The sequence below is a fragment of the Dokdonia ponticola genome (assembly GCF_042653865.1).
In the GTDB taxonomy this organism is placed as follows: Bacteria; Bacteroidota; Bacteroidia; order Flavobacteriales; family Flavobacteriaceae; genus Dokdonia; species Dokdonia ponticola.
Map to the genome: position 1 here is coordinate 507,328 of NZ_JBHSFV010000002.1, position 12,977 is coordinate 520,304.

At 38.3% G+C, this 12,977-nt stretch carries 15 protein-coding genes; all 15 read right to left on the reverse strand.

The features are described from left to right. Nucleotide 1: 1 nt before the first annotated feature. A complete protein-coding gene (locus tag ACFO3O_RS06325; protein WP_379977720.1) occupies nucleotides 2–895 on the reverse strand; it encodes a hypothetical protein in 894 nt (297 codons plus the stop codon). 69 nt (nucleotides 896–964) lie between these two features. Further along, a complete protein-coding gene (locus ACFO3O_RS06330) occupies nucleotides 965–1,129 on the reverse strand; it encodes a hypothetical protein (RefSeq protein WP_379977721.1) in 165 nt (54 codons plus the stop codon). A gap of 217 nt (nucleotides 1,130–1,346) precedes the next feature. Further along, nucleotides 1,347–2,216, reverse strand: coding sequence for a hypothetical protein (locus tag ACFO3O_RS06335; protein WP_379977722.1), 870 nt, complete (start codon nucleotides 2,214–2,216; stop codon nucleotides 1,347–1,349). Nucleotides 2,217–2,383: 167 nt separating this feature from the next. After that, on the reverse strand, nucleotides 2,384–3,427 hold the full coding sequence (locus ACFO3O_RS06340; protein WP_379977723.1) for a hypothetical protein: 1,044 nt from the start codon (nucleotides 3,425–3,427) through the stop codon (nucleotides 2,384–2,386). Beyond that, the gene (locus tag ACFO3O_RS06345; protein ID WP_379977724.1) at nucleotides 3,427–3,903 is read right to left on the reverse strand and encodes a hypothetical protein; all 477 of its coding nucleotides are present in this window, start codon (nucleotides 3,901–3,903) and stop codon (nucleotides 3,427–3,429) included. The genes ACFO3O_RS06340 and ACFO3O_RS06345 overlap by 1 nt, the downstream gene beginning before the upstream one ends. A gap of 127 nt (nucleotides 3,904–4,030) precedes the next feature. Beyond that, complete coding sequence (locus tag ACFO3O_RS06350) at nucleotides 4,031–4,495, reverse strand: hypothetical protein (protein WP_379977725.1); 465 nt, start codon at nucleotides 4,493–4,495, stop codon at nucleotides 4,031–4,033. 12 nt (nucleotides 4,496–4,507) lie between these two features. Next, entirely contained in the window at nucleotides 4,508–4,753 is a 246-nt protein-coding gene (locus ACFO3O_RS06355) for a hypothetical protein (protein ID WP_379977726.1), read from the reverse strand. Further along, on the reverse strand, nucleotides 4,740–5,429 hold the full coding sequence (locus tag ACFO3O_RS06360; protein ID WP_379977727.1) for a hypothetical protein: 690 nt from the start codon (nucleotides 5,427–5,429) through the stop codon (nucleotides 4,740–4,742). The genes ACFO3O_RS06355 and ACFO3O_RS06360 overlap by 14 nt, the downstream gene beginning before the upstream one ends. A 1-nt stretch (nucleotide 5,430) precedes the next feature. Then, nucleotides 5,431–5,787, reverse strand: a complete 357-nt coding sequence (locus ACFO3O_RS06365) for a hypothetical protein (RefSeq protein ID WP_379977728.1) — start codon at nucleotides 5,785–5,787, stop codon at nucleotides 5,431–5,433. Between the two features lie 25 nt (nucleotides 5,788–5,812). Then, nucleotides 5,813–6,121, reverse strand: coding sequence for a hypothetical protein (locus tag ACFO3O_RS06370; protein WP_379977729.1), 309 nt, complete (start codon nucleotides 6,119–6,121; stop codon nucleotides 5,813–5,815). Further along, on the reverse strand, nucleotides 6,118–7,134 hold the full coding sequence (locus tag ACFO3O_RS06375; RefSeq protein WP_379977730.1) for a hypothetical protein: 1,017 nt from the start codon (nucleotides 7,132–7,134) through the stop codon (nucleotides 6,118–6,120). Before ACFO3O_RS06375 ends, ACFO3O_RS06370 begins: the two co-directional genes overlap by 4 nt. Beyond that, a complete protein-coding gene (locus ACFO3O_RS06380) occupies nucleotides 7,118–8,083 on the reverse strand; it encodes an AAA family ATPase (RefSeq protein WP_379977731.1) in 966 nt (321 codons plus the stop codon). The genes ACFO3O_RS06375 and ACFO3O_RS06380 overlap by 17 nt, the downstream gene beginning before the upstream one ends. Beyond that, complete coding sequence (locus ACFO3O_RS06385) at nucleotides 8,080–12,333, reverse strand: strawberry notch C-terminal domain-containing protein (RefSeq protein WP_379977737.1); 4,254 nt, start codon at nucleotides 12,331–12,333, stop codon at nucleotides 8,080–8,082. The genes ACFO3O_RS06380 and ACFO3O_RS06385 overlap by 4 nt, the downstream gene beginning before the upstream one ends. Before the next feature lies 1 nt (nucleotide 12,334). Then, a complete protein-coding gene (locus ACFO3O_RS06390) occupies nucleotides 12,335–12,760 on the reverse strand; it encodes a hypothetical protein (protein WP_379977732.1) in 426 nt (141 codons plus the stop codon). After that, a partial coding sequence (locus tag ACFO3O_RS06395) for a hypothetical protein (RefSeq protein WP_379977733.1) occupies nucleotides 12,757–12,977 on the reverse strand: 221 nt, incomplete at its 5' end. The genes ACFO3O_RS06395 and ACFO3O_RS06390, both read right to left, overlap by 4 nt.

A 12,977-nucleotide genomic window follows, 5' to 3' on the forward strand; every position in this document is an offset into this window, starting at 1 on the left:
ATTAACGTCTTCTGCGAACCAATTGAGAGGTTGGTTTTCTTCGTCTTCTAGCAATACCTCTTCTACTAGCGGTAGGCTTTCGACGGCGACGTGTAACACGTCTTCTCCTTGGTAGTCCAAGAGCAGTAGGACGTTTGCGTCTTACTAAATCTATTTGTGGAAGACCCGTAGTTCTTGGAGCATGAGAGAGTTCCGCCACATTATGACCACGAAGAAGATTGCCAAGATTGGCTCGCGCCTTCACGGTAAAGGTAAATACCACTTTACTATTGGCATTGATCGTAAAACGAAGTGCATCTTGCCCGGTCACATCCATTTCAAAATTGTCATCGTCAATAAGGGTGTTATTGAAGTTTTGAGGCGAAGTCGCATTACGAGGTTGATACACCCGATTGGTCTGCGTACCCGAAGCTGTTCTTCTTTGAATACGAAGCACATTATCAAACTGTATAGGAGCGCTTACCGAGTATTTCATCCCTGCAATTTTAAAAGGATGCGCTTTACTCTCTTCACGGACTTCTTTATGGGAGGATTCCTGAACATTGACAATGACCCCATTGGGTTGTGCCTCTTCCGCATTCGCACCAAAAAGGATAGCGGTTGCAGATTCAGCTGAGTTATTAATAACCTCGATGGTAAGGGTACGGTCATTAGGATTGATCCTTCCGATACTCTGCTTAGTAAAGTCATCATAATCTGCTACACCTCCAATATAGCTGTCCTCCCCGTAAGGATCGTCATATTCATCATCATAACCATCGTACTCTTCTTCCTCCTCTTCTTCATATCCTTCTAATCCTGTTTCGTATTCTTCATATTCCCCTTCATAGAAATCATCATAGCGATTTTCTGCTTCTTCTTCATAGCTCATTAAATCATCATTATATGGACTCATAAGTGTTTCTTTTTAAAAGTTTAAAATTGTTTCGTAGCTGTAGCTTTATGGCTTTTTAAAAACCTTTGGCTACTTCTTAGCGGTAACCGCTTTTGTTTTCTCTTTTTCTAATTTGTTTGCTTTTGCTTTAGCAATCATGGGAGCAACTAAAAAAGTGCCTAGTAATACTCCTGCAATACCAGCCCCTGCGATAAAGGCAATAGCTTTCATATCAATGTTGGATTCGTGTGCCATCAATTTGTTTTTTTTAAATGTTAATTCTTGTTTTACTGTGAGTGATTTTTTTCTTTTTACCCTAGTGCAAGTTGAGATCAAACTCTCGTATTTCTGTGGCGCGACTTTGGTAAAGTGACAAAAGAGCAATTTTTAAAAAACATAAAATTCTAACTACAAGTGTTTTAAGTGTTTTTGAAAAACACTTAAAATGACCAAAGTCCAGAAAAAGGTTTTTTTAAACGGCTTTGAATGCACTTAAATAGCCTGAAATAAGATGAATAATGACCGCATTGCGATCTTTATAAATCGGATTTCCACTAAAATCACGCTCTTGTAAGAGCCTACGGATTTGCTTGGATTCTTCTTGATCTATAAAGCGTTTTACCGCTTTGATATAACTCTTCTTTGAACATCCTAAAATTTGTTGCTCTCGCATATTGACATACACGAAAAAGCTCTTTAATACTTGATATCGCTTTTCAGTGATGTTACCTAAAGAAAAAGCTGTAGAAGCAAGCTCATAATGAGCATCTACAATTAATTGAGCAATACGTACCAAATTGTATTTAGGAATACGATCCCGATATCGAGTCACATCATCTACCTGATGATGTAGGCGTAGCCACGTACAATTTTGCCACTCTGATGTGGTAATCTTAGCCACTGACTGATGGGTAAGCAGTACGTCAATACCTTTATGGCGAACCGTACATAAAGCCCCGATCATATTCTGTCCTTTAGCCCCTGCCATATAGTGATCGATATCATCTAAAACCACCATCCCATTTTTATAGTGTTTCATGATCTTTTCAATCACCTCTCGCTTTTGAGCAGTGTCCATGGGAGTGCCGTCTGGGTTAAAGGGACGGATACGCCTTGCATGAATTTTAGAAAGTGATTGTATGTGATTTGGATCAACCGTTGTAAATTCTGGATAATCATCATCATTGGTGTCAAAGGCCAATACTTTGCGCCCTTTTTTACCAAGGGCTAAATGCTGTTGCATATACTGATAAATCTCCAGTTTATTACGATAGGTCTTTCCTACACCTGTCTCACCACAAACAAGCATAATCATTGGTTGGCGCTTTGCACTTACTTTCATAGCCTGTATTTTAAGTCATTTTTAAGTCTATCTCTTTTACAAATTGGGATGTATCATCCCTGCCATACTTGCTTTATAAGCAGATGGAATGTCCTCTCTTTAAAAAAAGAGGCGCGGATCTACTTCTTTTTAAAAAGAAGTAGATCGGTTACTATTTAAAACAATAGCTAGGAAGTATCGTCGGAGTCTTGAGAATCGCCCTCTTGATCCTCATTTATAAAAGGGGCTAGAGGTCTTGTTTTGGTAACGGAATGATTTGAAGGTGTAACCCTTTGTTTTTGAACAGTAGTCTCAGGAATTACCTCTTCATAGACTAATTGCATTTCGCTAGTTACAACGCTATCACGATTTCTGATAGGTGCATTTTCTTGATAGTCTACTTCTGTCTGAAAACTAGGCTGAAGCTCTTGCTCCTGCAAAACTTCTTCTTCAAAAGCCTCTTGTTTAACAGGGGTTTCTTTGATAGGCTCTTCTTTAACAGAAGCCCCTTTAGTCGCTTGGTTTCTTTCTAATTCCTGCTCGTCTTTTGCCTCAGGTTGTTTCGCCTCTCTCACAATTTGTAGAATACGTCCTTCTAGTGATTTATTCTCGGCGCGCACCTCCATAACCGTTTGTGCTTTTTTGACAATCACGGATATAATCGCTCCTAAGAGTTGCTGTTCAGGGGTAAGCTGTTTGGTTTTATTCTTAATTACTTGGGCTAATAGTGGCGTTAAAAGCGCTTTATCATCCTGATCAAGCCTGATACGTCTTATATTCTTCTCGTTTTGGGTATCAATCACTTCAACAAGTTCTTCAAATTCAAAGAACTCCTCATGCTTGGTGATTTTCACAAAAAAACCACCACCAACGGCTAAAAAATTATCTGCCATACCTAAAAGCGCTTCGGCTGTTTGGGTAGCTTGTTTATCAGATATAATAGCCTTAGCTGTCTCTTTTTCTTGTGAAATTTGCTCATGATGATCCCCGATATGTTGCTGTGGCGCGTCAGCAATAACATCTTGTTTCTGCTCATTAGCGTAGGCATCTTCAGCGGTTTTTAAAAAGCTATCTTTATCTGATGCTCTTTTTTTAGATACATCAGCAATATCCCCTGTTTTAACCGTCTTATTAAGGGGGCTTTGCGCCTCTGAAATGGGTACTTCCAAAACACCTTGCTGGCCTGTATCAGCAAGGACATCTTGAATTTCTTTTTCTATTTCGTCATTCATTACTTTGTTTTTAATTCTAATAAATAGGTTATTAATGATGATTCTAGCGCATCAAATCGCTTAAAGAAGTCTTTATAAAAAGTTTTAATCTCTATGATCTCTTCAATTTTCTTATAGTTATAGCGGATGTTTCGCCGTTTTTGCTTGTAGTAATAAGCAATCGTTTGATAATTCATACCTACATGCTTTACAAGCAAATAGTAACAAGACATTCGGGCGTCTCTCGCGTTTTGATCTTGAGCGTTATAAAAGTCTTTTGCAGTAAAACCAAAATACTTTTGAGCACGCTTATTTAAAAAATTTACGATCAGTACCTCTTTCTCGGCATCGTCCAAAACAATCTGTGGTGATGTCATTCCATCTAACATGGCAATGGCTCTGGTAATTCCAAACTTGGAAACTAATTGCTGTACACGCACATCAAGCAACCCATAAATGGTGAGATTCTTCTCCAATATGTCTTTTTGCTCGTTCATAGTATCAAACTACATCATTTTAGTAAGCGATTTGAAATAAGAGGTAACTACTACCTAGTTAATTCTGCGATGTGAGTTACACTTCAAAGCGTCATCAAAAACACACCACTGCGATATCAAAACTTCTCTAGTTAGATACTAACGAGATACGGTAGCGATAGGTAAAAAAGGAAGTTCTTGTAATACAGTACTTTCCAATGATTGTTACTTTAGATAGAGGCACTGTAATCCCAAGAGCGCGTAATTTGGAGCGAGGCACGTTTGTATGGCTTTTCTCTTGTATAAGCGCTTTTAAGATGTCGTCGCTGTGACGCTTTTTCTGCGTATCAGGCTTTACAGGTGCGCTTTTTTCTAAAGATGTGTCCACTTTATTCGTTTTATGTAGCTTTTTAATCTCTTTTAAATCGGCAAGAATTTCACCGTCCAACTTTTGTAATTGGTTTTCGAGTTCTTGCTTATCCTGCGCCTCTACATCCTCTTCTAATTCAAGCATCTTTTTAAAAACACCTATCTTCTGTTGAATATCACTTGGCAATAAAAAAATGTCTAATGCATGCTTATTTATATATAGTTCATGTGTGAGCTTTTTCATAGTTTTTAAAGATTATGTGATTTGTAATTCTTGTTTGTTTACTAAGTACTCAACACCGTTAGACAGTAGTGCCGTGGCTACCGACATAGCCAAAACAATACCTAGTGTTTTGCCAAGTTCTGCACCTTTAGGAATACCGAATTTAAAATCTTTATCAGTGTCAGAATTTGTTCCGAGATTATAGTATAAAAGCGCTTCGGCGAGTCCAACGGCTAATCCTGCACCAGTAATAATTAATAGTTTCTTATTTGCTGTCATTTGTCTGAATTCTTTTAGTTATGTCTTTAAACTTCTGCTTTAGGTCAAGCTTCCCTTTTTCAGCCAAGGTTTCATTGAGTTCAAATACAACCACCACTTTTTTATGGATGGCTAAACTCATTTTTTTTAGATCACTTATTTTCTCTGGATCATCCCTGAAAGGTTCTGGCAATAAATTGGCAATAGCATTAATATGGCTATACAATTTTTCATATACCGTCTTTGGAATAGAAGGCGTTTTCTTTTTCGTGCTTTTACGGGTTGCACCTCTTTTCCTGCATTCTTCAACTTCTTCTTGTAATGCCTGAAGTTTACTCTGAACAGAAGTTGATTTGGTTTTTTTCTTAATTGGGGAATCCTTCTTGACTTTAGAACTTTCAGATGTATTTTTAGCAGCTACTCTTTTTTTGGGAGTCTCTATTTTTTGTTTAGTTCCCTTTTCTGGTGTCACTACAATTTCTACACAGGGCTTTTCTTCTTGCATAGCAATGGCATCGGGATACACATCTGTTATAAGTGCTAGTATGAGACTTGAACTCTCTTTAGTAACTGCTATAAAATCTTCTTTATCTTCTGCCGTGTTATAATCATCAATTAATTTTTCAATTTCAGACTTGACCTCTTTATTAAGAATTTTAGTCATATCCAACGCTTGTATTTTTTCTATATCTGTCATTTTATGCGCTTTTAAGGTTGAGGGTTAATTTGAGTTTCAAAAGTGTCAATACTCGCAGTCGTTCATTCTCACGAATACGAATAGCGTCTTTGCTAAGTAGAACAACTGCTTTCTCACTTACCTGTTTGACCGTCTTTTGATCGCTATTTTTTTGATGATTCTCTAGTAGTTCAAAAAGCAATCGATCAGCCTGTTTGGCTAAAGGATCATCGATTGTAAAATGCTGGGTTTGCTTTTTAATAAGGGAATAACCATCTTCCAATATCAATGGGCTTCCTGTTTGCTCTATAATTTCTTTTTGCCCATTAATGGGTATATCTCTTAGCGCATTGGCCTTAATATCTTTTAATTTATACATACATATTTCTTTAATAAATTACTATCTATTTTTTGACAAAATCTTGTCTAAAGTGGGTCTCTAGGCTCTTAAAAAAAGTGTTTGCCTCTTGCACATTGTTGTAATGAATGGAACAGTTTTGAGCGCTTCCATCTAAATGATAACAGCGATAGCGATAACATTGAATAGGGCGCTCAACATCACTAATATCCACTTCTACCCAACGAAGGATCAGGGTATCTTTATGAAATCTTGAAGTCATCACCTGAAAATCAAAACACGACTCTTTGCAGTGCTTTTGTATTAAAACTGCCCCTTCCATGATTTTTTGAATACTGTCTTGTGGTATGTTCATCTTGTTTTTACTTTTTGTGTGTATTCTAGTAAGATGCGTGATACTTCTTTTACGGCACTATCTATGGAATAGCTTTGATTAAACAAAAGGGTATTGGGGACATATTTTAAGTACGCATCTGTAATCGTATCATCAATTCTTCCAAGTCCATTAGGAATATTAATTCCGCAATAATCCGCTAACGCTATAAGCCCTTTAAAACCATTAAATCGGAAATATCTCGGATCACTTGCCAAGACTAAAAGTTGATTTATATCTAAAGAATCCTCAAAGTGTTTGACTCTAATAGCAGATACAATGGTATGCACCCCGAAAGAAGTACCTAATAACACGTCAATAGCCACAGCAATATGGCAACTCTCCAGATACTCTGTAAGTAGTGCCACAGCAATACCAACATAATATAAAGCGTCCCCCTTTGTATTAGCATTTGCACCCGCTAGTACCGTTAGGGTAAGTGTGGGCTTTGAACTCGATTTATTCTCAAAATAAAGGTGGGTGTTCTTAACGGTGGTTGCTTTGTCTTTTCCTAGTTCAATTTTTAGTTGATGATGAAATCTCTCTAACTCGCTACTCCTTTTTGTAAAGGGAATTTTATATAAGCCCATCATCACGCGATCAAAAGAAAACACACCCAAACCTTTACTGTTGGCACTTAATTGAGGGCGTTTTAATAAGTCATCTTCCACAAGATCGGTATAACGATCAAGCTCCTTTTGTATTTTTGGAGCGATGACCTCTAAGAGTTCCATTTTCCCAAAATAGCGATGCTCTTGTAAATCCCTTAAAGCGTTTGGTGGTGGATTTCCATACCAATCACTTGACTTAACAATACGCGTTTGCGCATTTTTAATAATCATTTCTAGGGTTTGCGCATTGTCCATAAATAGTTGTTTGCATTGCTTTTCCACAAATGCGTGATAGACTCCGGGACTTGCAAATTGGACATATTGAAAGCGTCTGCTCTCAAAAGAATGGGTATGTAGGATAGGATTTTTAGACACGGCGAGCATATTCTTTTGAAAATTCTTCTCTAGCCTCTGCGGATTTATAGGTGTTTATAAATCCATCATAGCTAATTTCAGCCTTGATCTTTTTTGCTTTCTCGCTGTTCATTACCCAGAAATAACTATCTAGTGCGTCCTGTAATGTCTTCCCATTTTGATAAGGGATAAATCGACTATCATTAGCATCTTTTATACCCATTTCGCGAAACATTTCCAGTACATAAGAACGTTGCAGGTTCAGCATGGTACGAAGGGTCATAATATCCTCTGTGGTATCATCTCCTGCGTCTTTTGCTTCATAGCGTAAAATAGCTGAACGAATGGCTTGACAATGTGCAACAAGAGTGGGATATATAAGGGCTTTTTCTAAACGCTCATTAAAACCTACATGGTAAATACACCCGCTAAAGCGGTCAATAAGGGAGGCATCCTGTTTGCTATTGCCTACATAATGTTTACTAAAGCCCTTACCTGTGGTATTCCCTGTAGCAATACATCCAAAATCAGGGTGTTTTACAATCGGCTCATTCAGTCCATTGAAAATAATCGCCTCGTCGCTTGCACTCTTAGCTAAGGCATCATTAAGCAGACTTGCGGTATTGGCGTCGAGTTTGGGCATCTCATCTAGGATAAGAATTTTACCATCTCGCCATGCCTCTACAAGTCCTCCTTCTTTATAGCCCGTCATGGTTTGTCCCCCTTTAATTTCGGTTGGGGAAGTCCACTGACTACAATTAATCGTGATGTAGGGAAGCTCTTTTTTATCACGTTCGTGCCTTCCGAATAAGGAATAACTCACTTTCTCAGCGAGGGTAGTTTTTCCTGTTCCTGCCGATCCCACTAAAAAAACATTATTACCCCAAATCAGATCATCCAAAATCTTCATAAAATTGGGAATCTGATCGATTTCGGGAATATCTAGTTTTAACTGCTTATATCGCTTACTTGTTATCATAGTATTTCTTCTAATTCTTTATATACATTCAGTTTTGCAACAAACTCGGTAAGGGGTGTAATTTCACTAATCTCATTACTATACGATGCTTTACCTAGTTCTAAGGCGCTATACCTACCAAAGACAAATTCTGCATTACCACTCTCATGGGGATGGTTGACAATAAAATACCCTAGGATTTCTATAGCTTTAAATAAAGGGGTATCCCTAAGGGTGTCGATAAGGGCTAAATAGTCAGTCATGATCTTGGTGTCGCTACTCGCACTTTTCCATAATCGGTAGGATTCCATAGCGTCTTTAAAAACAGGGATAAGGGTAAAATTATACCGCTCTTTATCACTAAGGCGTCTGCTGTAGACCACACGCCCTAATGGATAGCGACTATCCCCTTCAAAGAAGTTTTCAAAGCCTGCACTTGGATGACTTGATTTGCCGTAGGCAGTGCCAAGCTCATACACAAAGCGTTTATTGGATCGCTGAGTCCGCGACTCCCAATCTTTTTCGTTTTCTTGTTTTAACTCCTTGACCTCTTTTGTAGCATCTAAGTAAAAAACGCCATATCCGTCTAGCTTATCTAAAAATAATCGCATATTCGATAGCAATACGCTCCCTGTCATTTCATTCCCGTTTTGAACAAAGTCAGGCAATTCATTTGGGTCAGCTCCCATTCTAGGGGTTAGAAGTTTTTGTAATTCAGAATCGATGATGGCTTTATAAAACGCTTTCTTTTCCAGAAATACATCAAAAGTGGTACTCCCTTTTTTCTCAAATCGAACTTTATCATCATTCGCTTTAAAATACCCGCCAATAGCCAGGGTAGTGATTTTATCTAAAGCTTCGCTAATAGGATACCTACTTTGATTGTAAAAAGAGGTATCTACATCTCGCGCGATTAAAATACCGCTCTGAATAGCCCCTTGCTTAGTATTGTATTTTATGAGCCTGTTTTTTCCATCAATTTGACTGGCTGAAGCTAGGATGTTCTCCGTTAAAATATGACGTTGTTCACGTTTAGCCGAAGCCTCTTTAATTCGCTCATTCCATAAGGGAAGTACTTCTTGTTGTTCTCTTTCTGATATGGGAGTAGCCTTACTTTCTTTGAAAATATCACTTAAAAAGCCATTATCAACACCTTCATTTAAGGACACACTAAGTGCTTTACGACTATCGGTAACCGCAAAGTTTAATCGAACGTTTCCAAGGGTGTATGGATTTTTAGCGCTCTTGCCAATACTAACCCCTAAAAAAACACCCCAAGAAGCCTCTGAGCCGTTATAATAGGTGGGCACTTTCACTGCATCGCCAATTTGCCAAAATCCAATATGAGATTCGATACGTTTACGAATTGCCGCTAATTGTTTTATATAGGTATCTAAACGCTCTTGCTTATCATCGATAATATCCTTTAACAGCCAAGCATCTTTTTCATCTTCTTCGCTAATTACTTTTTGCGACTCATACGCTTTCATTTGAATTGCAAGTTTATCGATACTTTCTCTTTTTGAAGATTCTCTTTCAGCCACCATTATGGGATACTCTGTTGCAATCTTTGCTAAAAGTTCTGCTTGTACGGTTTCTGCGGTTTTCCCTGCTAATGCTTTTAAAAGCCGAAGTTCTACCTGTTGCAAAGTAAAGGGACGATTCAGGTTATTGACAATCGTTTCTTCTCTGACAGTATCTCGTCCAAAAGCACTTTGACCTCCTGATCCTTTATGAAACAAATACCGCTTTTGCACCTCGCCGTCAAGTTGTAAAAACTCCACTTCTAAATCATAGGTTCCTTGCTGTTTTTCTAAAAGGATTTGATCTTTATATCGCGAGAGTAACTCATCATATAAGCTTTCCTGATCTTTAACTAATAATAACCCTGCTCGTCCTGTTAATTGACGAATAGCACCATGCTTTTCTGGATTTAAAACATAGCTTACATATCCGTTATCACTTTTCACTCTACTATGATTTGGATAGCCTAAATCAGGCATGAGTTCTGGATGTTCTTTAATCCATGCATGGGCTACGGTATCTCCGTATTTATTTAAAAAATCAGGGCTTTTCAGCGTATCATCTCGGGTTTTTTGTGATCCTGTGGTATTGGCATCTAGGGTTTTTAATTTGGCTTTTAGCATCGTCATCAGACGAGCTTCCATAGGAATATCCGATGTAACATAGTAATATTCGGGTAAGACCACTTGTCCTGTACGATTCACTCTTCCTAAAATTTGCACCACCGTGTTAATGTCTAATTCAAATTGGTGCATCAGTAGCGAACGTTTACGTTGATCCTTAAAATCCTTCGATGCGTGAGCCGAAGCCCCTGTACTTCCACTTTGATTAATCAGAAGTACATCATATTCCCCTGAATTAAACAAGCGAAATGCTTTTTCAGAATCTGATCGGAAAGATTGTACAATAGCCTGATCCCCATCAAAAATAAGACGTTGCTTACGCCCTGTTACTTCGCCAACTCTAAAGTGAGTACCCTTATGACCTCCAAGCGTATTGGTTTTTTGTGTCTTTGTGATAACATCAATTAAAATATCTATAGGGGATATAGTAAGACCTGAACGCTCTTTTTTGATATCTTCTTTTAATGTTTGATACGCAATTTGCGCCTCTTCGGATAAGTCTTCTAAAGGAATACGCTCACGCGTTTTTTCATTATCAATAGTGGTATAGCTGTAGTAAAAAATACTATCTAATCCTTTTTGTAAAATATGAACAAAATCTAAATTTTTTCTAGGAATCGTATCGCCTGAACTTAACTGCAAGTCATTTAAAAAAGCGCCCATTGTACTTTTAAAAGCAATGACTACCTTTTTGTCTTGCTCTAATAATGCAAGGGTCTTTTTAGCTACTGATTCGGCTTTTAATGCAAAGAGCATTTGATCGACAATGCCAAAAACTCTAGAGAAATAAGGGCTTTGTTTGACACCCAAATTTCGAGGTTTCTGTTTGGTCTTATCCCCCATAGCTTTCGCCTGAGAATGGATAATAGCAAAACGACCGTTTAAATACTCACTCTCAAAAGAAGCAATTCGGCGCATGATCTTAATAATGCGATCCACTTGCTTTCGATGCAAACTTCGCTCTGGTTCGTGATCTAATACTTCATAGAAGGTTTCTATTCCCTCACTAGAGCGTTGACGAGAAATAAGCTGTCCCATTTCCGCTAGATTTGGCGAGATGATTTCCTGTAAGGCGAGTCCGCCTGATTTCATAGAACGCACAAAAGCATCATTACTCAATTTGGCTTCAGCAATAGCAGTATATCCTGCATAAATAGGCATCACCTCTGGGTATTTAGCAAAAGTGGCACTTAAAAAACAGCACGCGTGTGATAAGGATAAAAGAGATAACATGGCCTTACCGATGATTGTCTCATGCGATCCAATGGTATGACATTCATCTAGCACAAATACCACCCCTTTAAATCTTGAGGTGCCTAATCTTATTTGCTCACAAATAGCCTTTAACCACAAATATTTATAAGGTGCTGCCGATTGTAATTGTGAGTAGGTAGAAAAGATCATGTCATACTGCTCTGGCACTTGATCGATCACATGAGTGATGGTCAGTTCGGGATATTTATCTGGATCAGGTAAGTCCCTGCCAATAGATTTGTAATAGGCAATCGCTTTATCACTATCTGTCGCTACAGTCTCTGAGGAAGTGAGTAGTTCTTTTTGTTCTGACGATAAAAGAGACGTAAAAACCACACTACCATCGGCGTCTTTAATCTTTGCTTGACTATCGGTGTTCAGCAAAAAAGGATTAATATCCGTAAGATCAATCGCTTTTAAATCTCTATAGATATCTGAAAACAGCTTTACCTTTTGAGTAAAGAATATCGGCAAGTATCCTTCCATTAAAGCATGACGAATCACCCCGCCTGCCTCTCTGCCTTTACCAATCCCTGTAGCATCTGCGATAATCAGACTTTTGCCCATATCAAACTGTTTTACATACAGTCCAATAGCGTCTACTTGTTCGGCGCTAAAAGCTTTCCAAAGATCCTCTAAGGAGTTATAGCGCAATCTATCTCGTACTAGGTGATCGATATTACCATAGTCCCGAACAATTCGATTAAGAGCTACTTGGGTTTCAAAAGCTAAGTTCCGAGGGACTAAGGTATCCATCACATAGGGCGCATTTGACTTCACTACATAAGGCATCAGTGCGCTTTTTGAATTAACAAGCGCATCTGTGTCTACCGTAGTTTCTTCTACTTCTTTTAAAGCGATCTCTTGCATATCAGTCAAGTTCAATAGTGGTTAAAGCCTCCAAATAACTGCGTAGCGTTGTATAGCTATAGCGCTGTATCGCCTCTTTCTTTGTAATATCTGAAGCGCTAGTAAGGGTGTTTTCTTCTATGGTAGGATCGTAACTTCCCCAGCGACCACGAAGGGTAGCTAGTGCATCATTCATACGATCACTATAGAAAATGAAAGCAGTGAGCTCTTCGGTATTTTGACCTCCCGAGTAGGGAATCTCTAAGTAGTCCTCAATCAGTCCTACTACGTTTTCTTTTTCTTCAATTGCTTTTTCAATGAGATTAAAAAGATGAAGGTAAATACCTGAATAATGATCATCGTATTGATTGAATGCCGTAGCATTTTGAACGGAAAATAACGTGGCGCTATCGGTATCAGTAATGAGTTGTGGATTGTAAAATATCATCTGTTTGCAATTTTTAATTGTTCTACTAATTTTTTTAAAGGATGTAGGTGCGATTTAATCCGAAGCCATAAAGCACTATAGCTATCAATAATGGCTTCTAATTGGGGATGAGTTTGTTTGGTTGGAAAGATGGCACTAGGAGTACGCTTTCGACCACCCACTAAAATGAGCATCATACTCGCTACAGCGCCTTGTTTATTGTAAAGCGTAAATCCAT

Coding starts and splice junctions, on each gene's coding strand:
- ACFO3O_RS06375 (WP_379977730.1), bottom strand. CDS start 7,134: ATGCTCGCCGTGTCTAAAAATCCTATCCTACATACCCATTCTTTTGAG.
- ACFO3O_RS06325 (WP_379977720.1), bottom strand. CDS start 895: ATGAGTCCATATAATGATGATTTAATGAGCTATGAAGAAGAAGCAGAA.
- ACFO3O_RS06390 (WP_379977732.1), bottom strand. CDS start 12,760: ATGATATTTTACAATCCACAACTCATTACTGATACCGATAGCGCCACG.
- ACFO3O_RS06365 (WP_379977728.1), bottom strand. CDS start 5,787: ATGTATAAATTAAAAGATATTAAGGCCAATGCGCTAAGAGATATACCC.
- ACFO3O_RS06350 (WP_379977725.1), bottom strand. CDS start 4,495: ATGAAAAAGCTCACACATGAACTATATATAAATAAGCATGCATTAGAC.
- ACFO3O_RS06340 (WP_379977723.1), bottom strand. CDS start 3,427: ATGAATGACGAAATAGAAAAAGAAATTCAAGATGTCCTTGCTGATACA.
- ACFO3O_RS06335 (WP_379977722.1), bottom strand. CDS start 2,216: ATGAAAGTAAGTGCAAAGCGCCAACCAATGATTATGCTTGTTTGTGGT.
- ACFO3O_RS06385 (WP_379977737.1), bottom strand. CDS start 12,333: ATGCAAGAGATCGCTTTAAAAGAAGTAGAAGAAACTACGGTAGACACA.
- ACFO3O_RS06360 (WP_379977727.1), bottom strand. CDS start 5,429: ATGACAGATATAGAAAAAATACAAGCGTTGGATATGACTAAAATTCTT.
- ACFO3O_RS06345 (WP_379977724.1), bottom strand. CDS start 3,903: ATGAACGAGCAAAAAGACATATTGGAGAAGAATCTCACCATTTATGGG.
- ACFO3O_RS06355 (WP_379977726.1), bottom strand. CDS start 4,753: ATGACAGCAAATAAGAAACTATTAATTATTACTGGTGCAGGATTAGCC.
- ACFO3O_RS06330 (WP_379977721.1), bottom strand. CDS start 1,129: ATGGCACACGAATCCAACATTGATATGAAAGCTATTGCCTTTATCGCA.
- ACFO3O_RS06370 (WP_379977729.1), bottom strand. CDS start 6,121: ATGAACATACCACAAGACAGTATTCAAAAAATCATGGAAGGGGCAGTT.
- ACFO3O_RS06380 (WP_379977731.1), bottom strand. CDS start 8,083: ATGATAACAAGTAAGCGATATAAGCAGTTAAAACTAGATATTCCCGAA.